The following is a 25,125-nucleotide window of genomic DNA, read 5'->3' as shown; positions in this document are numbered from 1 at the left end:
TTATGGCAGAAATACGTTTTTTTTGCGCCTGCGGCAGCCTGAACGCTCTTTGAAACGCTGTTTACAGGAGTCAGCCTGGCAGTGCCAGAGGTTGTAAGAGCGGTATTTTCTGAAAAATTATTAAAACAGTGCTAATGAATTTAACTTAAGTATTACTTATTAATTATCAGCGGTAATGACTCAGCAAAGGCTTTCTTCCGCCACTATTGAATCTTTATGATTAAACAATTTGATTGAAATTGCTTTTTTTGTAATCAGGTTTTTCTGACTGATATTAAAGGGATGTGTTATATTCCAGGAAAATTCCCACCTTGTTGCAGGCCACGGCCAATGAAGAATAATTACGATGATTTGCAGCGTTTTAAAGAGAAAACGCAAACGCTCGACATCGACTTTAAAGATATGTCTGGCCAGACACAGGAAGCGGCGGAACACAGTAAATGGGCATTGATTCGCCAGCTGGCGAAAGAAGAACATCAGACCCCGTTTGGCGGCGGCGAGCGTATTGACCTGCCGCAACCTCAGCCGCTGCGTGGTGATGAGTTCACGGCTCCACCGCCTGGGGCACCGGCACGACATGCCGCACTCACTGCGCAACCGGCAATGGCAGCCCGCACCTCGATTCTTGATAGCCTGTCAGGCAGTAACCTGCCAGCAACCAGCACGACTGCACGCGGTCCTTCATCACTCTTTCCGCCACCGCCACCACTGCAAAAAGCGGCCGTGGCTGAGCCTGCGACCCCGCTGCGTGCTGAGCCGGTCCGGCCTGCCACCGTGGCGGAACTTCAGCCCGTCGTCGCACCCACCGCCACCCATTCTGAGCCAGGACGATTTGGTGCGCTGTTCCGCTCGCGCGAGATTAATCTGCCGAAAGAAACCTTACTCAAACCGTTACTGGAGAAGATTGCTCTATGCCATTAGTTTGTGTGTGCTCGCCAAAGGGGGGCGTGGGGAAAACCACGCTGGCGGCGAATCTGGCCTGGAGTCTGGCGCGTTCCGGTAGCAAAGTTCTGGCGATTGATTTTGATGTGCAGAATGCACTGCGTCTTCACTTTGGCGTGCCGCTTCATGATGGCCGCGGATTTGTGGCGCGCTCTGAAGAGCAGGCGGACTGGAGCCAGTCGATTCTTACCACTGGCGGCAATATCTTTGTGCTGCCCTATGGCGACGTCACGGAGCCGCAGCGCGAACGGTTCGAAGAGAACCTGATGAAAGATCCCCACTTTATTAAGCGCGGTCTGGATACGGTGCTCAATTATCCTGGTCTGGTGATCGTGGCTGATTTCCCGCCAGGCCCAGGCCCCGCCCTTAAAGCAATGACGGCGCTGGCCGATATGCATTTAGTGGTGATGTTAGCCGATACCGCATCAGTATCGTTATTACCGCAGATTGAAGAGAACCGGATGATCGGTAAGCCTCTCAATAATAAGCAGGGTCACTATTTTATCCTTAACCAGTGTGACAACCGCCGGAATATCAATCGCGATGTCACCGCGTTTATGCAGCAGCGCCTGGGCGATAATTTACTGGGCGTGGTTCACCGTGATGAAAGTGTGGGTGAAGCCAATGCTTCGCAGCAGTCTGTTTACGATTTCAGTCCCGCCTCCGCAGCGGCATTTGATATTGAACTGATCGCGAAAAGGGTCAGCAGCATTCTGAATATCACCGTGGGTAATGGCGAAGTTCAGGCTCCCATCCGCACAAACCACTTTTAGTCGGCTTCCGCCAGGCGACTGACTTACACAGCTCTTCTCAGGGTGAATCATGAGTAAAATCGGGTTTTACCTGCTGCTGCTGGTGCTTGCACCCGTTGCCGCGGTGATCATCATTACGCCAATGGACAGCCAGAAACAGTATATTTTTGGTCTGATCAGCATCGGCATGATGTTTTTATTGGGTTTCAGCAAGAGCCGCAAAATAACGGTGGTGATGGTGGTTCTCTCTGCGCTGATGTCCAGCCGCTATATCTGGTGGCGGACCACCGAGACGCTGCACTTTAATTCCGAAGTTGAAGCTATCTTAGGCATTGGCTTATATCTGGCGGAGCTGTACGTCTGGCTGATCTTAATTCTTGGCTTCCTGCAAACCACCTGGCCATTAAAACGCACGATTGAACCCTTACCGGACGACACCAGCCTGTGGCCGACGGTCGATATTTATGTGCCTTCCTACAATGAAAGTCTTGATGTGGTGCGCGACACCGTACTCGCGGCGCAGTGTATCGACTACCCGCGTGACAAAATCAGGGTCTATCTGCTGGATGATGGCAAGCGCAGCGAGTTTGCCCGCTTTGCGGCGGATGTCGGCGTGGGTTATATCACCCGTGACGACAACAAACATGCCAAAGCCGGGAACCTCAACCATGCGATGAAAATCACTAAAGGTGAGCTGATTTGCATCTTCGACTGCGACCACGTGGCGACGCGCACCTTCCTGCAGGCGACGGTCGGACCGTTCCTGAAAGATCCAAAGCTGGCGCTGCTACAGACGCCGCACTACTTCTATTCTCCCGATCCCTTTGAGCGTAACCTGCGCGCCGCACGCAGCATTCCAAACGAAGGCTCGCTGTTTTATGGCCCGGTGCAGCAGGGTAACGATAACTGGAATGCCACTTTCTTCTGTGGCTCCTGTGCGGTGATCCGTCGTTCAGCGCTGGAAGAGATTGGCGGTTTTGCCGTTGAAACCGTGACCGAAGATGCACACACTGCCCTGAAAATGCAGCGACTGGGCTGGGGCTCAGCCTTTTTGTCGATCCCGCTGGCTGCCGGTCTGGCAACAGAACGTCTGGGCCTGCATATCATTCAGCGTACCCGCTGGGCGCGTGGCATGACGCAGATTTTCCGCGTCGATAATCCGCTGTTTGGCCGTGGCCTGAAGTGGCAGCAGCGTCTTTGCTATCTCAACGCCATGCTGCATTTCCAGTTTGGCCTGCCACGCGTTGCCTTCCTGACCGCGCCGCTGGCTTACCTGCTGTTTAACCTGAATATTATTCACTCATCGGCGTCGCTGATCTTTGCCTATGTGCTGCCCCATCTGGTGATGTCCCTCTACGTTAACTCACGGATGAATGGCCGTTTCCGTTACACCTTCTGGGGTGAGATTTATGAGACGGTGATGTGCTTCCATCTGGTGATCCCGACCATTCTGACCCTGTTGTCGCCAAAACATGGCAAGTTTAACGTGACCGATAAAGGCGGCGTGCTGGATCAGGGCTTCTTCGATTTCCACATCGTGCGTCCGCATGTGATTGTGGCGCTGCTGCTGGGCATTGGCATTGTAGCCGGCGTGGTGCGTGCCGTGATGCATGACTATTTTGGCGTCGACCCTTACGTTATCGCGCTCAACGTCGGCTGGGCGATCTTCAGCCTGATCATTCTGATGGCGGCGATTGCCGTGGCGCGCGAAACCAAGCAGGTGCGTAAAACCATCCGTGTTGAAGTGCAAATCCCGGCGATTATTCATTACGCCAGCGGCATTTCATCGCGCACCCAGACCAGCAACCTTTCGATGGGCGGCGCGCAGCTTGATGCACCCGATGGACGTCATGAAACTGATGAGATTGAAGAGATTGATCTGCTGCTGAAATCCGGCGCGATCACTATCCCGGTCAGTCAGATTTCCGGCGATGATGAGAGCATCCGTCTGCGCTTTGAGGCGATGCCGCTGGCGCGTCGTCGCGAACTGGTCCGTGTGGTGCTGGCTCGTGCTGATGCCTGGATTCAGCCGGAGTATAAGCAGGACAACCCGTTGATTTCGCTGGGCACTATTATCCGTACCGTCTTTGAGCTGTTCTGGCTGACCTGGAAAGGCCGCCACGATAAACGTAAAAATGTCGACCCGGTTGCCGCGGCGGCGAAAGAGGATGGGGCGGCATGAAGATCCTGACGCAAACTTTGCTGGTCAGTTCACTGACCGCAGCGTTATGGCTGACGCCCGCTGGCGCGGAAGCGCCGGTTGCTACTGATAACAGCAGTGCTGCGTCGGTAAACAGTTCAGCTCCGACGCTGCCTGATGCTGCTTCCAGCACGCAGCCTGCCAGTGCGCCGGTAAACAGTCCGGCTCCGATGCCGTCTGATGCTGCTTCCAGCACGCAGCCTGCCGATGCCACCGTCATTGCACCCGCGACAAATCAGGCTCCGGCCAGCGATGCGGCATCTGTGGCGCCCATGAATAATGGTTCCACCCAGACGGCAGGTTCAGACCAGGTCCCGGTCCCGGTCAGCGGTGGAGAGTCTGCAATGCCGTCAGTGTCACCAGCGGCAAATGCGCCATCTGCGACACCGTCCGCAGAATCTGCACCGGCATCGGCGCCACAGAGTGCATCACCCAATGCCATGGCACCCCCGGTGAACGCTTCTTACGCCCCAGGTAGCGAGGCGACATCACAAACTCAGCCATCTTCAGTGACCGGTGATGCGACTTCAACGCCTCAGACAGCGTCATCGACCGGCGAGGCGGCGGCTTCTGCCCAGACCACCGCGCCGATGGCCGCCACCGGCGCGGTGACCCAGGACAGCAGCGCGCTGTCAGCAGTACCCCTGCCGCAGGGCCTGAGCAGTGCCGATCCCGCGCTGGAAGCAGCCGCCAGTGCGCTGCCCTACGCGCCAGGCCAGGTAGCTGCGCCGGTTGCAGAAGCGCAGCCGCCGATCGCGGCTGCCATCAATCAGCCGATCAGTAGTGTTATTTCAGTGGCCCAGATGGGCCAGTCGCGCGGCATCACGCTGACCGGCGGCCAGCTTCAGTCGGGCATCACCTTTACCCTGCCCGGCGATGAAGTCATTACCAATGCGCGACTTAATCTGACGCTGCGCGTCTCAGCTGCGCTGGCGGCACGCAATACGTCGCTGCAGCTGATGCTGAATGGTCAGCCGCTCGGCACGCTGCCGCTGGGTGCGACGGACAGCGATGTCAGTGACTATGAGCTGGATATTCCGGCGGCGATGGTGGTGTCGGCGAACAATCTGAGTTTTAAAATCAACGATGCGGACAAGTTGCTGTGTGAAAGAGAGAGCGCACAGCAGTATCAGGTCACCATTCTGCCGAACACGTCGCTGCACCTTGAGGGTCAGAAGCTCAATATCGGCACCAGCCTGCGTAATTTCCCGCGCCCCTTCCTGGATCCTCAGCGGATGACGGCGTCCACCGTTACGGTGGGCTTTGCCAGTCATGTTTCAGCCGATGCCGTCAGCGCGGCGGCACTGGTGGCATCCTGGCTCGGCATTCAGAGTGATTATCGCGGCATCCGTTTCCCGGTGGTGCGCGGCGAACTGCCGGAACACAACGGCATCCTGTTTGGTCATCCTGGTGATCGGATCGGCACCCTGACTTTCCCGGCCAGTAACGGTCCGATGTTGCAGGTGGTGGATAATCCCAATAATCCGGTTTACAAATTGCTGCTGGTCAGTGGCAACAATGAGGAGCAGTTGCGTCAGGCGGCGAACCGTCTGACGACGCAGCCACTGACGATAGACGAGAGTCAACTGCAGGTCCCTGAGCAGACTATTGCAAACCGCAAACCTTACGATGCACCACGCTGGATTAACACTGACCGCCCGGTACGGCTGAGCGAACTGCTGCGTAAAGATCAGAGTCTGACCAGCAGCGGCATCTGGCATGATGCGCTGCGTGTTAACTTCCGCGCCGCGCCTGATTTGTTCCTGTGGGATGGCGACACAGTGCCGGTCAATCTGCACTATCGCTTCCCGTCTGAAAGCTGGATCGATGAGGATAATTCCTTCCTTAACGTCATGCTCAACGGCACTTTTCTGCGCAATCTGACGGTGAACAAAGTCGGCCTGCTGGAGAACGCCTGGCACCGTCTGGGCGGTGATGCGCGTCAGGAGCAGTATCAGCTTAATCTCGAACCCTACCTGATCTATGGCGATAATCAGCTGGCGCTCTACTTCAATATCAAACCACGGGCTGATGCGCCCTGCGGTGTGTTACTCAACAACAACATCAAAAGCCGGATTGAAGAGGATTCATGGATCGATCTGAGCCATACCCGTCACTTCAGCATGCTGCCGAACCTCTCTTACTTTGTGGGTGCCTCTTTTCCGTTCTCACGTCTGGCCGATTTCAGCCAGACCACGCTGCTGCTGCCGGAAACGCCCAGCGATGCTGAACTGTCAACGCTGCTGGATCTGGCGGCGCGGGCTGGTAAAGCCACCGGTCTGGCGCTGACACAGAATCAGGTACTGTTTGGCCTGCCCAGCGGCGGCACCCATCTGGCGCGCATACAGCAGAGCGATCTGCTGGCGGTGAGCACCACCGGCAACAGTGCCTTTAATCAGGCGATGCTGGCGGCTTCCCCTTATGACGCCACCAGCAGCACCTTTGGGGTGAAAGAGCCCGACACGCTGGAAAAATTACGCGGCTGGCTGACCGGTGACTGGAGTCGTCAGCAGCTGGATGCCGATCGTTACTTCTCCTCTAACGAAGCGTGGCGAGGCTTCCTCAGCTATCGATCGCCATGGAACCGCGATCGGCTGGTGGTGATGACGGTGGCAACCAGCGACGATCAGCTGTTGCGACTGCATAACGATTTGAGTTCAGCGCAGATTAACGCCGGCATTCGTGGCGATACGGCGATTATTACCGATGAAAACGGTATCCGCAGTTTCCGCGTCGGTGCGCAGTTCCCCAGCGGTGAGTTGCCCTGGTACATGATGGTGGTGTGGTATGCCAACCAGCACTCGGTGCTGCTGGCGGTGGCGGCGATGCTGCTCTCCGCGCTGGTGGGCAGTGCGGCCTGGGTGATGCTGAAGCGTCATGCATGGCGGCGTCTGAATCCAAAGCAGGGCCGTGATTCCGGCAGGAAGTAAGGATAATAATAATGAAAAAAAATCTGTTAAGTGCCGGTATTCGTAAGGCGTTGCTGCTGGGCAGTGCGCTGGCCCTGTCACAGCCGCTGCTGGCGGCAGAAAGCGCCAACCCGGCGCTGCAGGCGCTGTTCGATCAGGCCTCTTACTGGCATCAGAAAGCGCATGACGACCTGGCGACAGCCTCACTGCAAAAGGTGCTGATGGTTGAACCCAACAACACTCAGGCGCTCTACCTGCTGGCGCTCTATTCACAGCAGGGCGGCGACACTGCGGCGGCGGCGCAGTATCGCGCCCTGCTGAGCCAGGTCTCCCCCAACGATCCGCATCTTGGCGAGCTGGATAACGCGCGCCAGATGCAGACCATTCCGCAGGCGCAGCTTGCGCTGGCGCGTCAGCAGGCGCGCAGCGGCAATATTCCGGCGGCGTTACAGACCTGGCGCAACACCTTCAGCGGCAATGCGCCACCACCCAGTGTCGCGGCAGAATATTATCTCACTATGGCGGGCGACCGTACGCTGCTGCCGCAGGCAGTTGAGGCACTGCGTCAGTTTGCGGCTCAGCATCCGCAGGACACCGGCGCACGGCTGGCGCTGGGTAAAGCGCTGACCTATCAGGAACCGACCCGTCGCGAAGGCATTGAGGTGCTGAGTTCGCTGGCGAGCGGTAATCAGGATGCCGACCGCTCACTGCGTCAGGCGCTGCTGTGGCTCGGTCCGCAGCCGTCAGATGCGGCGCTCTATCAGACCTGGCAGCAACGTCATCCGCAGGACTCCGCCGTCATCGACTACTACCGTAAAAACGTCGGCGGCGCAGAAAAAGGGGCCGGATTCAGTGCGCTCAACAGCGGTGACGTCGGCGGTGCGCAGTCCAGCTTTGAAAAAGTACTGGGCGCCAATCCGCAGGATGCCGACGCGTTAGCGGGCATGGGCTATGTGGCCCAGCGAGCCGGACGTTATCAGGAAGCGGCGGATTATCTGCAGCGGTCTGCTCAGCTCGGCGGCGATCAGGGTTCATCGCGTCAGCAGCAGGCTGACGATGCGCGTTTTTATGCACAGCTGGCCAGCGCCCAGCAGGCACTGAAAAGCGGAGACACGGCGCAGGCGCTGACATTAAGCGAACCGCTGGTGCAGGCTGACGGGGAAAAAGGGCTGGCCGCCAGACTGTTCCGCGCCGACGTGCTGCGCCGCACCAATCAGCCACAGCAGGCGGAGCAACTCTATCGCACTATTCTGCAAAGCGATGCGGATAACCGCAGCGCCAAAGAGGGGCTGTTCTATGTTCTGCGTCAGCAGAATCGGGGTGCCGAAGCCAGTACGCTGCTGGGTGCACTGCCGGACAGCGTTCGCCAGAGCGTCACGCCACGGGCCAATGAAGCCGATGCGCTGCGTCAGCAGGCGAAGCGTCAACTGGCGGCTGGTAACAATGCCGCTGCCATCGCGACGCTGCAGCAGGGTATTCAGCGCTATCCCACGGATGGCTGGCTGCGGCTTGATTTAGCCCGGCTCTACCGTCAGCAGGGCGATACGCTGCTGGCGGCCAACGTGATGCAGCCGGTGATGCGCAACGGGGCCAGCACCAGCGAACTGTATGCCGGTGCGCTTAACGCCAGCGAAAGCGGCGGCTGGCAGCAGGCCAGCACGTTGCTGTCGCGCATTCCCGCTAACGCGAAGACGGCGGCGATGCGTGAACTGGCGCAGCGGGTTAATTTCAATCTGCAGATGAGCACGGCCGACCAGTATCTGGCGCAGGGCGCGACGGCTGCCGCCGCCAATACCCTGAAGGCGCTCACGGTTAATCCACCCACCAACCCGGTTGATGCCGGAAACCTGGCGCAGAAGCTGGCGCAGGCGGGCGATCTCACCAGCGCCGTTTCGGTGGTGCGGACTAACCTGCAGCGTGGCGTGCAGGGCAATGCGGGCGATTATGCCGCGCAGATGACGGTGCTGAATCAGGCGGGCCTCGGCAGTGAGGCGCAGCGCTTCCTCAGCAACCCGGAACTGCAGGCGCGCAGTACGCCGACGCAGCTGGCCGGTATTCGCAATGGCTATCTGATTAACGAAGTGGATCGTCTGCGGCAGCAGCGTCAGTACGCGGTGGCGTATGACAAGCTGATTGGTGCACTGCAGCAGGATCCGCAGAACCGCGATCTGATGTTCGCGATGGCCCGTCTCTACCAGGACGGCAAGATGAACCGGGATGCGGGCGTGGTCTATGACTACCTGATGACCCAGGATACGCCGACGCAGGATGCGCGCGTCGGGGCCATCAACGTCGCGCTGGCGCAGAACAATGTGCAGCGCGCTAATGAGCTGAGTCGCGGCCTTAACAGTACGACTCAGACACCGGATCGTCTGCTGCTGCTGGCGCGGGTGGCGGAAGCCAATGGCGAGCATTCTCAGGCGATGGCTTATCTGCGTTCAGCGCGCGGTCAGCTGATTGGCCTGCAGGGCGCGCAGCCTGGCAGCGTGCCGACCGTGGGCGGACTGGCGCTGGCGGATAATCCGTTTATCAACCGTGATACTTCGCCGGTGGGACGTTCACCATCCAGCTACGGCACCGTGCTGCCGTGGCAGGCGGCACCTGCGAGCGTTGCCGCTGGCGTGACAACGCAGGGTGAACCGGCCGCGGGCAGCGAAACTGTTTCCCGGCAGTCACAGATTCTGCACGACGTCGACACCATGATGGATTCGCTGCAGGAGAAAACCGGCAGCTGGAGTCAGGGCATGGTGCAGGTGCGCGGGCGTGACGGCGAGTCGGGCCTGAGCAAGCTGACGGAAGCCAAAGCGCCGCTGACCTTCTCTACCGTGCCGTTTGAAACGGCGCGCCTCGACTTTACCGCAACGCCGGTCTCACTTACGGCGGGCAGTGGCGCAGCCGATGCCTGGCGCCGTTTCGGCACCAATGCGCTGAGTCAGGGCAGGGTAGTGGCTGCAGGCGGTGCAACGGTGAATGACCTGCCGAACGCCACCACCGATTCGCAAACTGCCTCGGGCGTGGAGCTGAATCTGGCGCTGAAGGGCGACAGCTATAAGGTGGATATCGGCAGTACGCCGCTGGGCCAGGATCTCAGTACTCTGGTCGGTGGCGTGCAGTGGTCACCCAAACTCACCGACTTCCTGACGCTGATCCTGACCGGTGAGCGTCGCGCGATTACCGACAGCCTGCTCTCTTACGTCGGCGCAGAAGATAAAACCAGTGGCAAACGCTGGGGACGCGTCACCAAAAACGGCGCTAACGCCCTGTTAAGCTACGACAATGGCGATGCGGGCTTCTACGCCGGTGCGGGCGCGTACAGCTATCTCGGCGAGAATGTCGCCAGCAACAATAACCTGCAGGCGACGGCCGGCGCCTACGTTCGTCCGTTCCACACTGACGATCGCGAGCTGAAAGTGGGCATGAGCCTGTCGTGGATGGACTTCTCGAAAAACCTCAGCTATTTCAGCTACGGTCAGGGCGGTTACTTCAGCCCGCAGAACTATGCGTCGGTCTCCTTCCCGATTGAGTTCTCCCGCAAATTTGACGATCTGAAGGTCAATATTGGCGGGGCAGCCGGTTATCAGACCTACAGTCAGGATAAGAGCGCGTACTTCCCGTCGGATGCCAGCCTGCAGTCAGAGCTGGAATCCCTTGCCGCCAGCGGCAGTGTGAAAGACGCTTACTACTCCGGCGGCAGTAAAAACGGCATCGGCTACAACCTGCACGCCGGGGCGGACTACAAACTCAATAAAGATGTGACGATTGGCGGCCAGCTGGGTTATGACACCTTTGGTGACTACAACGAAAGCAGCGCACAGCTCTATGTCCGTTACCTGTTCGGAGAGAAGTAATGAGTGAACATTCGGGGGTATCGCATCCTTATCAGCCGGGCTGGTTTGACCTGGTCAGCGTGCTGATTGACGGGATGATCGCCAACGCCGGTCAGCAGGAGGCGGAAGCCTTTCTCTATAAGATGGGGGAATCGCTGGCGACCCGCTATCCTTTGCCAGAGTCGCGTACCGTGCAGGATCTGGAGCGCGAGTGCAATCTGCAACTGGCGCGGTTTAACTGGGGCTTTGTGCAGCTTCAGCCGGAAGAGAAGGCGCTGCTGATTGCCTGTCACGCCTTACCGGCAGGCGACAACACCCACTCTCCGGCTGACTGGCAGGCGGCGTTTGGTGCGGTGATGGCCGGGCTTTTTTCGGGCTGGTTGCAGGGCCAGGGCGGCAGCAGCATTGTGCCGGTTACGCTTGAACTCAACGATGGCAGCACGCTGCACTATCGATATCAATAGGATCGGAAATGAAACGTAATCCACTCTGGCGGGTCTGGCTCTGCTCTGTTTTACTGCTGGCCTGCAGCGCGCAGGCGAGTGCCAGCGGCTGGGAGACTTTTAAAAGTCGCTTTGTGACCTCAGAAGGGCGGATCACTGACACCGCCAATAACAACGTCAGTCACACCGAAGGCCAGGGTTATGGCATGTTGCTGGCGGTGGCCAACGACGATCGCGCCACCTTCGATCGGTTGTGGCAGTGGACGCGCAGCCAGCTGCGTAATCCGCAGACCGGGCTCTTCTACTGGCGCTACGTGCCGGGCAGTGACAACCCGGTCGCCGACAAGAATAACGCCTCGGATGGCGATGTGTTGCTGGCCTGGGCACTTCAGCGTGCTGCACAGAAATGGCAGGTGGAAAGCTACCAGCAGGAATCTGACCGTATTCAGCGCGCCATCATCAGGCTGGATGTCACGAGTTTTGGCGGCCACACCGTGATGCTGCCGGGTGCGCAGGGCTTTAACAAAGTCAGTTATGTGGTGCTCAATCCCTCTTACTTTCTGTTTCAGGCGTGGCGCGAGTTTGGTGAACACAGCCATCTTCAGGTCTGGGATAAGCTGATTAACGATGGCTTTGATCTGCTGGGTAAGCTGAGCTTTGGTAAAACCGGACTGCCAATGGACTGGGTCGCACTGAATGCCGACGGTTCGGTTGCCCCGGCCGTCGGCTACTCGAACCGCTTCAGTTACGATGCGATTCGCGTGCCGCTGAACATCTGGTGGTATGACCCGCACAGTCTGGCGCTGGTGCCGTTTCAGCGCGTCTGGCAGGGTTACAGCCGCATGCTGACACCCGCCTGGTTCGACGTGCTGGCAAATGCCCCTGCACCTTACCATCTTGAGGGCGGACTGCTGGCGGTACGTGACCTGACGCTGAATGAAACCGGCTATCTGAGCGATAAGCTGGCTGCGGATCAGAACTACTTTTCTGCCAGTCTGCAGTTGCTGACCTGGCAGGCGTTTCAGGAGAAGCGCTGATAACCAGCAGAATGGCGGCACTGGCCGCTGTTCTGCCACCGACAGCCACGCGCTCAACAGGGAGCAGGCGCTCAGCCGCGCCTGCTCCGCCTTTAACTGCCGGGTCACGGCTCTGCAGCCCGTCGGTTACGCGTTACTGCGGATAGGCGACCCAGTCGCCGCCGTTCAGCCTGATCCAGGGTTTGCCCTGATACATCATCACCACTGCACCGTCATTTTCCGACACCACCGGCGTCTGTGGCAGCTTGTCAGTCAGCACCGACATATTCACATTCGGGGCATTAAAAACCTGCCCATCTACGACGCGCGACACAATCTCTGACAAGGCCAGCAGGCTGGTCGGCGCATCAATGTTCAATGGCTGAGCCTGATGCGGCGCCTTCATTCCGACGAATTTAATGCCTACCGGTACGTGAGTAATATCCGGGCTGGGAATATCGCGCAGGCCGGACATCTGCATTTTGTCTCCCTCTAGCGCGGCACCGTGCTCGGGCACTACCATTACCATGACGCGGCGGCCCGACTTTTCCAGTTGCGTCATAAAGGTATCAAGCTGATCGAATAGTAGTTGCGCGCGCGGCTTCCACGGCGCGGTTTTGGTGCTGCCGAGTTCGCGGGTGCCGTCGTGCAGCGGGATCAGATTGTAGAAAGTGGCGCTGCGCGCATCGCTGCTTTTGCTGCGGTCGTCCAGCCAGCGCTGCATCAGTTGCGCATCGTTGAATACCGGCGAGCCGTCGAATGATGTCAGTTCTGGTGCGATACCCGCCTGTGACATCAGCGGTGCCTGAATATCGCCCCCTTCGCGTACCTCCTTCAGATAGTTACCGAATACGCCGGTGTGATCCATCATCAACTGCTCTTTAAAGCCCAGCTTCGCCAGATTGTCGAACAGATAGCAACGCGGATCGGCAGGTTTATAGAGATCGCTATGCGAGGTCTGGCCACAACTGGCACGCAGCAGTCGGATACCCGCCGGTCCGCTGTAGCTGGTTGCGGCGTTGTAATTGCTCAGCATGATGTCGAAATGCTGCCACAGCGGATGGTTACGCAGCTGGGAAGCATCCATATCAGACCAGGCGAGCGAACAGATATTGATCACCAGGATGTCGAAAGGCTGCGAATCGGCGGGCAGATTGTCGGGAAAATGCGTCACGCGCTGGCGTTCACTTTCATGAAAGCGATTCAGCCAGGCGGTGAGATTCGCGCTGGTCGGCGGCGCAGACTGCTCCAGTCCGTCTGGCGTGGCGGCTGGCTGGCCGCCGCTGGGCGTCTGATTCAATACGACCTGTGGCGTGGCCGTCCGGGTCGGCAGCAGCGACATCGCCGGGCCAGCAATCGTCAGCACGTTAAGCCAGATCAGCATCAGCGAAACCAGCACCGTGATGCGGATCCATTGTGAAACAAACAGATAGAGAACCAGCAGCACAAAGGCGGCCCCCACCATTTGCCAGTTAATAAAGCGATCGGCCAGGTCGAGCAGATAGGCCGCAGAGAAGCCCGCCAGCTGATCGCCCTGGCTGAGTATGCTGCTGAGTCCTGGCAGCCAGGTGTCGTGCCAGAACAGCGCGATGCCAACCGGAATCGAGATCAACTGGCGGATGCGATGCAGGCGCGCCGAGGGTAACGGAAAAAGCAGCCAGGCGAGAAACACCAGATTGCTCAGGGCGTGAAAATTGAGATAGCCATACCACAGCAGGCCGAACTTCAGTAAAAAGTAGAAATTCCAGCCGCCCAGTCCGCGCCAGGAGGACCAGAAGCGGGAAGAGGAGGCCGCCGCAGGTTGATCAGTATTCATTAATTTTTTCTATCCGTTTCAGAGGATTGACGCTGCCAGTGACCTTCCGATTTAAGCGCGCGAGCCGGCAACAGGCGATTCATGATGCCGTTCCAGCGACGGGGTAGCCATTTTTGATATAACGGCTTTAAAAACAGCAGGATAACCAGAGTAAGTAGCGCGATTTGTACCCAGTCCATCAGATTCATCAGGCTTTGTTCTCCGGCAATAAAGTGATGGGCTGCGGTGCAGCGCGTTCATGTGTTTCAGGCCGGCTCTCAACGGCGGCGCGGGCCGTCTCTGATACCGGAGTCAGATCCTGAATTGCCATCGGCGTCAGTTTCTTGATATTGCTGACTTCCGCGAGGATCTGATTATCCTCAAACCAGACCATCCGGTTAGCAAACAGCTCGTCGTGAGGCAGAGAAAAGATATATTTCAATGCTTTATCAAGGTCGTTATAGCGGCAGGAAGAGAGGAAAAGGATGACACGATCTTCCAGCACCGTGACCAGGTCGCCAAAGCGGCGCGGTTTACAGAGCGTCAGGATTTGCTGAGGCTTAAGCTGTGGCACCGGCCGCAACGCGACCAGCAGGCCCTTATCATTTTCTGGCAGCAGGGTATTGCTGATCAACTGGCCGACTGACTGACAGAAGGCGTCGAGACGCAGGTAGCCTTTCTCATGCAGAGGCTGCAACGAAGCGGTTAACGCCTCAAGACTGGCGGGAACGCGACGGTTAAACACCTGTCCCTGAAGGCCCTCCAGCGTGGTCAGAAAGCGCGACAGTGTGGCGTTAGTCGGGACGATTGCGTTCACACCGCAGGCCAGCAGCAGACGTTCGTCGCTATAACGCAGGCTGGCCCCCATCTCGCGCACCACAATTTTCAGGCCGTTGCCGCGTGTACGCCGCAGGCTGTGCACCATCTTCGCCAGTTCGTTGATATATTCGCTGCGGGTCAGGCTGAAAATCACCGTTGCGGCATTGGCCTGCTGCGCCCGCAACCAGACCTGTTCATTATCCTCGAACAGTTGCCACTGGCGTGAAAGCGGCGGCGCGCCCTCGAGCACGATTTTGTCCGCAAGATAATGCTGCTCATCGTTGAGGCTCAGCGGTTCCTGCTTTTCATTTAAGGTAAAAAAGCGTTCATTTTCACAGCCCAGACGTATTGCCCGATCGGCAAGCAGGCGTTCCGCGGCATACCACCAGTTAATTCGATACTGCCAGCTATCCTGCTGAAAGCTCAAATGCGCAACGCCATCCAGCTGACGAAAATAACGCTGAAGATGATTACTCAGATTTATTATTGTGGTGCCCGAGGTCACGATTAAAAGGGTGAGCTTTCTTTTATGCAGCGTCTGACGCATGCCCTTTATCCAGCGGGATAATTCTGCGTCATCAAGCTTATCCCATTGCGCTGCGTTGCTATTAAATATCACTAACCCATTTTTACTGCCGAGCGTGCGCAGAAAATCACTTTCCATCTGCAACAAACTGCCTTTGCTTTTAGAAAGAGAAAACAGCGGAATACGATCGGGTCCGCCAATGGGGTCGGGCGTCAGCAAATCACGCGGCGGCTGGTCAGCGCTGATCAGCGTTACGGCCTGCTGATGTGAAATTACCTGTCGAATAAAAGTGCGGGCGTCATCCTGCCGCGCACAGGTCACCCAATAACAGCCAGGCGTTTGCAATGCCGTTAATTCAGGCTGAACATGCAACAGCCCCAGCGAAAAAGAATTTTTCATATTGAATTCGTTATTTTTCCAGTCCAGGCTAGCTTATTATAGACAGGCCGGGATGTAACCTGAGAAATTTAAACATTGCTAATCACAGGCCGGCTCACATTGTTCTGCAATTGCCGCGTTTCTGGAAATGTTTTTCAACTTTCCTTTACGCGCAGTCCGTCATCCTGAGTGTGACGTTGTTTTATTTTTGGCGAACAGTAATGAAAAACCACAATCTCTATAACCCTGTTGCCGCTGATGGCGATCGTCAGGATGATATTAGTGCGTTGCGTGATGCGTTTTCTTTGCACTCTTTCCGCTATGTCGACATTGCGCGGGAAGAGCGCCTGAAAGCGATTGTGTCGCGCTGGCCGCTGTTAGCGGAAACCCTTGCCAGCCAGTCTGAGACCGATCGCTGATGCCGCAGATCGCGCTTCAGGGCGTACGGGGCGGCGTCGGCACGACTTCTCTTTGTGCCGGATTAGGCTGGGCGCTGGCGGCACTCGGCGAGCGAGTATTGTTGATCGATGGCTCTCCGGTCAGCCAGCTCGGCGTGCATTTTAATCTGCCCGCTCAGCAGGATAATGGCTGGATGAAAGCACTGTGTGAGGGCGGTGACTGGCAGCACAGCGGGCTTCGCTATCCCGATGGTCCTGATTTGCTGCCTCACGGGGTGCTTTCCCATCAGCATGCTTTGACTATTGCCAGACAGAATGAGGCGATCGCCGCGCCGCTGCTCCAGGCATTGCCGGACCTGCGGGCGCGCTATCAGTGGATTATTTTCGATCTGCCTGCCGATACCCTGCCCTGGCATGAAACGCTCTATCCGACGCTGGACAGCCTGTTGTGCGTCACTCAGCCAGACGCGAATTGCCATTTGCGGCTTAGCCAGCGCCAGTTTCCGGCGCGCACCCGTTTTATTATCAATCAGTTTAATGCCAACAGCCGTCTGCAGCAGGATCTGCATCAGCTCTGGATGGCCTCGCTGAATCCGCTGATCCCGCTGCTGATCCACCGGGATGAGGCGCTGGCAGAAGCGCTGATGATGAAGCAGCCGGTCGGTGAATACCGGCCACATGCGTTGGTCAGTGAAGAGATCATCACGCTGGCAAGCTGGCTGCTGCTCAATCTGAATGGAGTGAGCTCTTGAATCCGTTGTGCTGGCTGTTAACAGCGCCCGCCTGGCAATCGCTGCACAGGGGCTACACCACCGCACGAGGCAATGGCGCGTCCCGCTTCGCCAGTGCGCTCCATCTGTTCTGGTCGGTGCTGGGTCTGATGCTGCTTCGCTTCGAAACGCCGGGCTGGCAGCGGATTATTCAGCAGCGCCGCCGGCTCTATCCGCACATTTCGCCGGAGCGGCCGCGACCGCTGGATATCCTGCGTTATCTGATCCAGACGCTGTGGCTTTTGGTGATCCTGCCGCAGAGCGATGGCGCTCGTGGCGGTTTCCGTGGCCTCGGTGCGCTGTCTGGGTGGCGCCACCATGGCTACCGCTGGCTGGACAGGGCCGTTGCCCACTCACAGACCCAGGGAATCGATGTGCGCATCGAACAGTGGCTGAAGCGGCTGTCGCCGCTGGTGCGACGCAGCCTCTTCGCCGTCACCGCCCTGTTTGCGACGTTGCTGGCGCTGCTCTGTATCAGCCAGCCGTTTGGCCTGATGACGCAGTTTATCTTTGTGATACTGCTCTGGAGTCTGGCGATGCTGGTACGACGCGTCCCGGGGCGTTTCCCGACCATGATGCTGATTGTGCTGTCGCTGACCGTATCGTGCCGCTACCTCTGGTGGCGCTATACCTCGACGCTGAACTGGGACGATCCGCTGAGTCTGGTGTTTGGTCTGCTGCTTATTGCGGCAGAGACCTACGCCTGGGTGGTGCTGGTGCTGGGCTATTTTCAGACGCTCTGGCCACTTAACCGTCAGCCGGTGTCGATGCCTGTCGATCGGGATCAGTGGCCAGGCATCGATCTGCTGGTGCCAACCTACAACGAACCGCTCAGCGTGGTCAGACCCACCATCTACGCTGCCATGGGCATCGACTGGCCGAAAGATCGCCTGAATATCTATCTGCTCGACGACGGTGACCGCCCGGAATTCCGCGACTTTGCCGCCAGCGTGGGTATTAACTATGTCGTCCGTCCCACCCATGAGCACGCCAAGGCCGGCAACATCAATCACGCGCTGAAAAAGTACTGCCGCAGCGAATTTGTGGTGATTTTCGACTGTGACCATGTGCCGACGCGCGCCTTTTTGCAGATGACCATGGGCTGGTTTATTAAAGATCCCCGGCTGGCGATGATGCAGACGCCGCATCACTTCTTCTCGCCTGATCCGTTTGAGCGCAATCTCGGGCGGTTTCGTCGTACGCCCAATGAGGGTTCGCTCTTTTATGGGCTGGTGCAGGACGGTAATGATACCTGGGATGCCACCTTTTTCTGCGGCTCCTGCGCCGTGCTGCGCCGCAGCGCACTGGATGAAATTGGCGGTATTGCGGTGGAAACCGTTACCGAAGATGCCCATACCTCGCTGCGTCTGCACCGGCGCGGCTACACTTCGGCCTACATCCGCATTCCTCAGGCGGCCGGACTGGCGACCGAAAGTCTGTCAGCGCATATCGGACAACGTATCCGCTGGGCACGCGGTATGGTGCAGATTTTCCGCCTTGATAACCCGCTGTTTGGTAAGGGGCTGAAGTGGGTACAGCGGCTCTGTTATGCCAACGCCATGCTGCACTTTCTCTCTGGCATTCCGCGGCTGGTCTTCCTGCTGGCGCCGCTGGCCTTTCTGCTCTGTCATGCCTACATCATCTACGCGCCTGCGCTGGCGATCGCCATTTATGTTTTGCCCCATATGCTGCATACCAGCCTGACCAACTCGCGTATTCAGGGACGCTGGCGACACTCTTTCTGGAGCGAGGTCTACGAGACGGTGCTGGCCTGGTATATCGCCCGGCCTACCACCGTGGCGCTGTTCAATCCTCATAAAGGGAAGTTTAACGTCACCGCAAAAGGCGGGCTGGTGGAGGAGCAGCATCTGGACTGGGTGATAACCAAGCCCTATATGCTGCTGGTGCTGCTCAACCTCGCAGGGGTATTGATGGCGTTCTGGCGCATGCAGCACGGTCCGGCCAATGAGGTACTGACGGTATGGGTGAGCCTGATTTGGGTGCTCTATAACATGATTATTCTTGGCGGTGCGGTAGCGGTTTCGGTTGAAGCACGGCAGATCCGTGAGGCGCACCGGGTGGAGATCGCCATGCCGGCCGCCATTGCACGCGAAGATGGTCATATGCTGCCCTGTACGCTGCGTGATTACTCTGACGGCGGCGTCGGGCTGGAGATGCGCGAGCCGGATGCGCTGCGGGAGAATGAAAAAGTGTGGCTGCTGCTGCGTCGTGGACAGCAGGAGTTCAGCTTCCCGTGCCAGGTGCAGCGTGTCTTTGGCCACCGTGCTGGCGTGCGTCTCCATCAGCTGACCACCCAGCAGCATATTGAATTTATCCAGTGTACCTTCGCCCGCGCCGATACCTGGGCGCTGTGGCAGGACGGTTTTCCGGAAGATAAACCGGTGCAAAGCCTCGCCGATATCATGATCCTCGGTTTCAAAGGTTACCTGCGCCTGGCGGAATATGGCCCACCGCAGTTACGTCGGCTGTTTAACCTGCTTACCGTTGGGGTGAGCTGGCTGGCTTCGCTGTTGCCGCAAGGCATCGGACGTGTGCCGGCTTCAAAAAACGCATTGAGTTGATGATATGACGATACCGAGAGTAAACAGGTGGTTTGCCGCTCTGCTGCTGGGCAGTGCAACGTTAAGCTGTGCCGCCGCGCAGGAGGACGCGCCCGCAAACATCGCTGGTGTAACGCCTGTGCAATCTTTACCGCAGGATAACGGCGCACCGCTGCGGAACAGCCAGCTGAGCTTTGCCCAGCTGGCACCGCCGCCTGGCAGCATGACGCTGCGTGGCACCCGCACTACCGGACAGATTGAGTTCGGTGTGCGCAGCGATGAGGTGGTGACGCGCGCGTTACTGAACCTCAGCTTTCGGCCTTCGCCCGCACTGCTGCCGACGCTGTCGCAGCTGAAGGTGTATCTCAATGATGAGCTGGTCGGTCTGATCACCCTGACGCCGGAACAGCTGGGTAAAGAGACCCAGACGCAGCTGTCGATCGATCCGCGTTACATTGCCGACTTCAACCGCGTGCGTTTCGAGCTGGTGGGCCACTACGCCAACGTCTGTGAAAATCCTGCCAATAGCGCAATCTGGCTCGATATCGGCAAACAGAGCGGCATCGATCTGACGCTGCAAAAACTGCCGCTGAAAAATGACCTCTCTCACTTCCCGGAACCCTTTTTTGATTCGCGGGATACGCGGCCGCTGACCCTGCCGATGGTGTTCAGCGCCCAGCCGGATGTGACGCAGCAGCGGGCTGCCGCCATTCTTGCTTCCTGGTTTGGCAGCAAAACGGGCTGGCGCGGACAGCGCTTTCCGGTGCTGTATAACCAGCTACCGCAACAGCATCATGCGGTGGTGTTCGCCACCAACGATGCGCGCCCGGATTTCCTGAAAGATCTGCCGCCGGTGGCGAAACCCACAGTAGAGATTGTCAGCCAGCCCGATAATCCGTATGAAAAAATGCTGCTGATTCTGGGACGCAACGATGAGGACCTGCTGACGGCGGTTCAGGGTATCGCCCAGGGGGAACTGCTGCTGCGCGGCGATATCTCAACCATCGACAGCGTTAAGCTGCTCTCCCCGCGCCAGGCCTATGACGCCCCTAACTGGGTGCGGACCGATCGCCGCACCACTTTCGCCGAACTGACGCAATATGAGAATCAGTTGCAGTCTGATGGGGTGCAGCCTAATCCCGTCAGCCTGACCCTCAATCTGCCGCCCGATCTCTTCCTGGTTCGCGCGCGCGGTATCGATATGGATCTGAGCTATCGCTACACCGCGCCTTTCCAGTCGGATGGCTCACGGCTGGCGGTCAACCTGAATAATCAGTTCATTCAGGATTATCCGCTGCCGCCGAAAAATACGACGGGTCAACAGCTGCTGCATATTCCGCTGATACAGGGAATGCTGGACAAGAGTCATGAGCTGCTGATTCCGGCGCTGCGCCTCGGGGTGGTGAATCAGCTGCGCTTCGATTTTGATTACGCCAACATCACCATCAGCGGCAACGCGGATGGGCGCTGCGAAACCGCAACGCCGATTACGCATCATGTGGTGGTGGACGACAATTCCAGCATCGATTTTTCCGGCTATCGGCACTACATCGAAATGCCGTCGCTGCGCGCGTGGGCGAATGCGGGCTTTCCGTTCAGCCGCTACGCCGATCTGGCGCAAACCCTGGTACTGATGCCGCCAAAACCCGATGCAGAGCAGGTCAGCACGCTGCTGAATACGTTGGGCAATATGGGTGCGCAAACCGGCTATCCGGCGCTGCGCGTTCAGTTGACCGATGACTGGGCCACGGCGAAGAAGCAGGATGTGGATCTGCTGATGATCGGCGTCATCCCCAAAGATCTTCAGGATGACCAGCGGATCCCGGCGCTGGTCGACGCCACCGCCAGCTGGCTGAAAGAGCCTGTGCGACGGATCACTCCGGAGGTGAACCCGCAAAGTCAGCGCGAGCAGGCGGCAGAAAGCACGACGACTATCAGCTCCCGCGGCCCGCTGGCAACGGTGATTGGCTTCCAGTCACCTTTTTACGATCAGCGCAGCGTTGTCGCGTTGCTCGCCGATGGCACGCCGCGCAGCTGGCAGTTGCTCAACGAGGCGATGGGTGACAGCGGCAAGCGTGGCACGATGTCTGGCTCCACCGTGGTGATCCGTGAGTCAGGGGTTAACAGCCTGCGCGTGGGAGAGAGCTACTACGTTGGTCATCTGCCGTGGTGGGAGCGTCTCTGGTCGCTACTCTCCGTCCATCCCTTCTGGCTGGCACTCTGCGCACTCTTTGTGGTGGTACTGTTCGCGCTGATGACCTGGCGTCTGATGCGAATTATTACCCGTCGTCGTTTACTGGATGAAGATGAATAACGCCCGGGTGCTGCGGGCAGGCATGCTGCTCGGCGCACTGAGTGCGCTGCCGGGGCTGGCTGCACCGGTCGACGGACCGGAGGTGTCGCCGGTCGAATGGTTGCTGTCACAGGTACGCACCGGCGAGTCGACCAACAAATACGATCTGGTGCAGCAATCGCTCTACCGGCTTGAGAAGATCGATCCTGATAATCCGCAGGTGCTGGCGGCTCGCCTGCGGCTGGCGCTGCGTCAGGGCGATATCCCTAAAGCGCAGATGCTGCTGGAGCAGCTGAAAAAGGTTGCGCCCGACTCCGCCGCGACGCGTGAATCAGCCGTCGGCCTGAAGCTGATGTCGTCGGATGGGCGTCAGCAGCTGCAGCAGGCGCGCCTGCTCGCCACTTCGGGGCGCCTGGCGGAGGCGAAAAGAGCTTACGATGCGTTGTTCGGAGGGGTTTTTCCGGATGCGAACACGGCGCTGGAATACTGGCGGCTGCTGGCACGCATTCCCGGTCAGGAGAGCGTCGCTTATCAGCAGCTGCAGGCGCTGGAGCAGCGCTACCCGGGCAATATCGGGGTTGAGCTGCAAATTGCACGCATGGCATTTGATCAACAGCAGCCGGCGCAGGCGATAGCGCAGTTGAAAAAGCTGGCAAACAGCAACGGCGGACGCGCCGCCGCCGCCGATCTCTGGCTGCAGCAAATCAACGATCAGCCGGTCAGCGACAGCAGCGTGGCGCAGTTGAAGGCTTATCTGGCTGTTTTTACCGACGGCGACGCGCACCAGCAGGGCGCGGATGTGCTGGCGAAGCAGCAGGCGCAGCTCGCCGATCCCGCCTATCGCGAACGGATGCGTGGCCTGGCGCTGGTCGAGGCGGGCGATGTGAATAATGCGATGGCAGCGCTTAGCCGGGCACTGAAGGATAACCCCAACGACGCCGAATTGATGGGTGCAATGGGGCAGACTCAGGCACGCGCCGGCCATCGTGACGTGGCGGTGCTCTGGCTGGAACGCGCCGTTGAAGCGGGCAAGCAGAGCACGTTGATCGGCAAATGGCAGTCGCTGCTGCAGACTAACCGTTACTGGCTGGCGGTCGAACAGGGCGACAAGGCGCTGGCGCAGCATGACGTTGAGGGGGCCGAACGCGCTTACCGCGCCGCACAGAAAATTGATAGCACCGACAGCTATGCCCTGATTGGCCTGGGCGATGTAGCGATGGCGCGCAAAGATGCGGCAGGTGCCGAACTGTTCTGGCAGCATGCGCTGCGGCTTGACGCGACCAACACCACCACCGTGCGTCGCCTGGCCGGGCTTTATCAGGCTGAGTCGCCTGCCCGCGTAATGCAGTTTATCAGTACGCTACCCGCCGGGCAGCAGCGCGAGATGGCGGGAACGTTGCGCGCGCTGCGCAGTGACAGTCTGCGCGCCGAGGCCGATGCGCTCGCCCGGCAGAATAAATGGCCGCAGGCGGCAGAGAAGTATCGGGCGGCGCTGGCGCTGCAGCCGGATGACGTCTGGCTCAGTTATCGGCTGGCGAGCGCGCTACGCGACGGTGGGGCCACCCAACAGGCGGATGCGCAGATCGCGACGCTGCAACAGCAGCATCCCGGCGATGCGACCGCGATCTACGCTGCCGCACTTTTCCTTTCCAGCCGGGATAATGATGACGCCGCACTGGCAACGCTGCATCGTCTGCCTGAAACGCAGTGGAACAGCAATATGCATGAGCTGGCTGACCGGCTCGGGCAGGATAAAATTTTTGCCAGCGCTGAAGCGCTTCGTGCGGCAGGGCAGGAGCGAGCAGCGGTGACGCTGCTTTACCAGCAGCCGGTTTCCAGCCGACGTGACCTGACGCTGGCCGACTGGGCGCTGGCTCGCGGGGATGCGCAGCAGGCACTGGAGACCTATCAGCAGGTGCTGTCGCGCGAGCCGGATAGCGGCGACGCGGCGCTGGGACGAATCGAAGCGCTGGTCGCGCTCCAGCGCACCGGTGAAGCACGGCAGGCACTTGAGCAGCAGCCAGCCCAGCCCAATAGTCTTAATGCCGATCGCCGCGCCGCGCTGGCATGGCAGGCGGTGGGCGAAACCACGCAGGCTGCCGTGCGCTTTGCCAGCCTGAAGCAGCGCGCTGCGTCACTGCCGCCATCCCAGGATAAGGCACTGGTGTTTCGTGATGCGGCACGGCTGGAGCGCACACAGCAGCAGCCAGAGATCGCGCTGGCGGATTATCGTCAGGCGATGACGGCCAGCGGTATCGGCAGCGGCGAAAGTATCAGCCGCGCGACACGTTCTCAGGAACAGGATGACTGGCTGAAGCGCAGTATTCGCAGCGACACCGCAGATCTCTATCGTCAGCGTGAGACCACGCTGACGGTGCAGCAGGATTATTCGCGCAATAAGGGTACGGCTGGGGTCTCCGACTTTACTGCCCATACCACCATGCTGCAGGCGGAAAGTCCGTTTGCCGACGGACGTGGCTTTTTCCGTCTCGACCGGGTGGACGTCTCGGCAGGGAGTTTTACCACCCGCAACGGCAGCTTCGACGAGCAGTTTGGTAGCTGCGACGACGCCAGTTCCGGCGGATGCAGCCGCGATGCCAGTCAGCGCGCCGAGGGCACTGCGCTGGGCGTCGGCTGGCATAATGACCGCTGGTCAGCGGATCTGGGTACCACGCCGCTGGGCTTTGAGGTGACCAACTGGACCGGTGGACTGAGCTGGAAAACTGACGTCAGGGATCTTGGCGTGACGCTGACCGCCTCGCGACGGCCGATCGCCAGTTCGCTGCTTTCCTACGCGGGCGCGCGCGATCCATCGGCCAACGGTGGAAAAAGCTGGGGCGGCGTAGTGGCAACGGGTGGCAGCATCGGACTGAGTTACGATCAGGGCGGCGCACACGGTGTCTGGGGCGACATCAGTGCACATCAGATCACCGGTAAAAACGTTGCGGATAACAGTCGCGAGCGCTTAATGGCCGGCTACTACTATAAGCTCATTAATAGCGATAATCGCCGTGCCACCGTCGGGCTGAACAGCATGCTCTGGCACTATCAGAAGGATCTCAGCGATTACACCTTCGGTCAGGGCGGCTACTACAGTCCGCAGCAGTATCTCTCCTTTTCCGTGCCGGTCACCTGGCGACAGCGTACGGAAAACTGGTCGTTCGACCTGGGCGGCTCGGTTTCCTGGTCACATTCGAAAACCGATGCGCAGCAGCGCTATCCGGTCAATCCCGGTTTTACCCTTGCCAGCAATCCCGTTTCCGCCAGCAGCACCGGCAGCGGCACCGGGTATACGCTGCAGGGCGTAGTTGAACGTCGTATCACGCCCGACTGGTTTATCGGGGTGGGCGTCGATATTCAACAGGCGAAAGACTATACCCCAAGTCACGGGCTTATCTACGTGCGTTACTCTGCCGCTGGCTGGGAAGGGGATCTGGATATGCCGCCACAGCCGCTGACCCCTTACGCGGATTTTAAATAATCCCGACCGGGAAAA

15 protein-coding genes are annotated in these 25,125 nt (G+C 58.8%); 12 read left to right on the top strand and 3 right to left on the bottom strand.

Going from position 1 to position 25,125, the window contains the following annotated elements:
• Positions 1-330 precede the first annotated feature (330 nt).
• Genes bcsO through FOV68_RS17640 form a run of 7 tightly spaced genes read left to right on the top strand, consistent with a single transcriptional unit; the run spans position 331 to position 12,110 of the window.
• Positions 331-921, top strand: coding sequence for a cellulose biosynthesis protein BcsO (gene bcsO, locus FOV68_RS17670; RefSeq protein ID WP_143790247.1), 591 nt, complete (start codon positions 331-333; stop codon positions 919-921).
• The gene (bcsQ, locus tag FOV68_RS17665) at positions 912-1,715 is read left to right on the top strand and encodes a cellulose biosynthesis protein BcsQ (RefSeq protein ID WP_010671647.1); all 804 of its coding nucleotides are present in this window, start codon (positions 912-914) and stop codon (positions 1,713-1,715) included. Before bcsO ends, bcsQ (FOV68_RS17665) begins: the two co-directional genes overlap by 10 nt.
• Before the next feature lie 49 nt (positions 1,716-1,764).
• Entirely contained in the window at positions 1,765-3,876 is a 2,112-nt protein-coding gene (gene bcsA, locus FOV68_RS17660) for a UDP-forming cellulose synthase catalytic subunit (protein ID WP_010671648.1), read from the top strand.
• The gene (gene bcsB / locus FOV68_RS17655; protein ID WP_143991284.1) at positions 3,873-6,824 is read left to right on the top strand and encodes a cellulose biosynthesis cyclic di-GMP-binding regulatory protein BcsB; all 2,952 of its coding nucleotides are present in this window, start codon (positions 3,873-3,875) and stop codon (positions 6,822-6,824) included. The genes bcsA (FOV68_RS17660) and bcsB (FOV68_RS17655) overlap by 4 nt, the downstream gene beginning before the upstream one ends.
• A gap of 11 nt (positions 6,825-6,835) precedes the next feature.
• Positions 6,836-10,651, top strand: a complete 3,816-nt coding sequence (locus tag FOV68_RS17650; protein ID WP_143991283.1) for a cellulose biosynthesis protein BcsC — start codon at positions 6,836-6,838, stop codon at positions 10,649-10,651.
• The gene (bcsD, locus tag FOV68_RS17645; protein ID WP_039390436.1) at positions 10,651-11,094 is read left to right on the top strand and encodes a cellulose biosynthesis protein BcsD; all 444 of its coding nucleotides are present in this window, start codon (positions 10,651-10,653) and stop codon (positions 11,092-11,094) included. Before FOV68_RS17650 ends, bcsD begins: the two co-directional genes overlap by 1 nt.
• Positions 11,095-11,102: 8 nt before the next feature.
• Positions 11,103-12,110, top strand: a complete 1,008-nt coding sequence (locus tag FOV68_RS17640; RefSeq protein ID WP_134161681.1) for a glycosyl hydrolase family 8 — start codon at positions 11,103-11,105, stop codon at positions 12,108-12,110.
• A gap of 133 nt (positions 12,111-12,243) precedes the next feature.
• Here the strand turns inward: FOV68_RS17640 and bcsG are convergent, their stop codons facing one another.
• The 3 genes from bcsG to bcsE are packed head-to-tail and all read right to left on the bottom strand — an operon-like array spanning position 12,244 to position 15,628.
• A complete protein-coding gene (bcsG, locus tag FOV68_RS17635; protein WP_069025584.1) occupies positions 12,244-13,905 on the bottom strand; it encodes a cellulose biosynthesis protein BcsG in 1,662 nt (553 codons plus the stop codon).
• Positions 13,905-14,093, bottom strand: coding sequence for a cellulose biosynthesis protein BcsF (bcsF, locus tag FOV68_RS17630; RefSeq protein WP_039390442.1), 189 nt, complete (start codon positions 14,091-14,093; stop codon positions 13,905-13,907). Before bcsF ends, bcsG begins: the two co-directional genes overlap by 1 nt.
• Entirely contained in the window at positions 14,093-15,628 is a 1,536-nt protein-coding gene (bcsE, locus tag FOV68_RS17625; RefSeq protein ID WP_143991282.1) for a cellulose biosynthesis protein BcsE, read from the bottom strand. The genes bcsF and bcsE overlap by 1 nt, the downstream gene beginning before the upstream one ends.
• Before the next feature lie 200 nt (positions 15,629-15,828).
• Here bcsE and bcsR point away from each other — a divergent pair, with 200 nt between their 5' ends.
• Genes bcsR through bcsC form a run of 5 tightly spaced genes read left to right on the top strand, consistent with a single transcriptional unit; the run spans position 15,829 to position 25,110 of the window.
• Positions 15,829-16,026: a cellulose biosynthesis protein BcsR gene (bcsR, locus tag FOV68_RS17620; RefSeq protein ID WP_010257416.1), complete on the top strand. Its 198-nt coding sequence runs from the start codon at positions 15,829-15,831 to the stop codon at positions 16,024-16,026.
• A complete protein-coding gene (gene bcsQ, locus FOV68_RS17615; RefSeq protein WP_010257415.1) occupies positions 16,026-16,757 on the top strand; it encodes a cellulose biosynthesis protein BcsQ in 732 nt (243 codons plus the stop codon). The genes bcsR and bcsQ (FOV68_RS17615) overlap by 1 nt, the downstream gene beginning before the upstream one ends.
• Positions 16,754-19,357: a UDP-forming cellulose synthase catalytic subunit gene (bcsA, locus tag FOV68_RS17610; protein WP_134161683.1), complete on the top strand. Its 2,604-nt coding sequence runs from the start codon at positions 16,754-16,756 to the stop codon at positions 19,355-19,357. Before bcsQ (FOV68_RS17615) ends, bcsA (FOV68_RS17610) begins: the two co-directional genes overlap by 4 nt.
• Before the next feature lie 4 nt (positions 19,358-19,361).
• On the top strand, positions 19,362-21,650 hold the full coding sequence (bcsB, locus tag FOV68_RS17605) for a cellulose biosynthesis cyclic di-GMP-binding regulatory protein BcsB (RefSeq protein ID WP_143991281.1): 2,289 nt from the start codon (positions 19,362-19,364) through the stop codon (positions 21,648-21,650).
• Positions 21,643-25,110 (top strand): cellulose synthase complex outer membrane protein BcsC, encoded by a 3,468-nt coding sequence (bcsC, locus tag FOV68_RS17600; RefSeq protein WP_143991280.1) that lies wholly within the window; start codon positions 21,643-21,645, stop codon positions 25,108-25,110. The genes bcsB (FOV68_RS17605) and bcsC overlap by 8 nt, the downstream gene beginning before the upstream one ends.
• The last annotated feature ends 15 nt before the right edge of the window (positions 25,111-25,125 follow it).

The organism is Pantoea sp. paga (assembly GCF_007558755.1).
In the GTDB taxonomy this organism is placed as follows: Bacteria; Pseudomonadota; Gammaproteobacteria; order Enterobacterales; family Enterobacteriaceae; genus Pantoea; species Pantoea agglomerans.
This window is presented reverse-complemented; position numbering and strand designations above follow the sequence as displayed.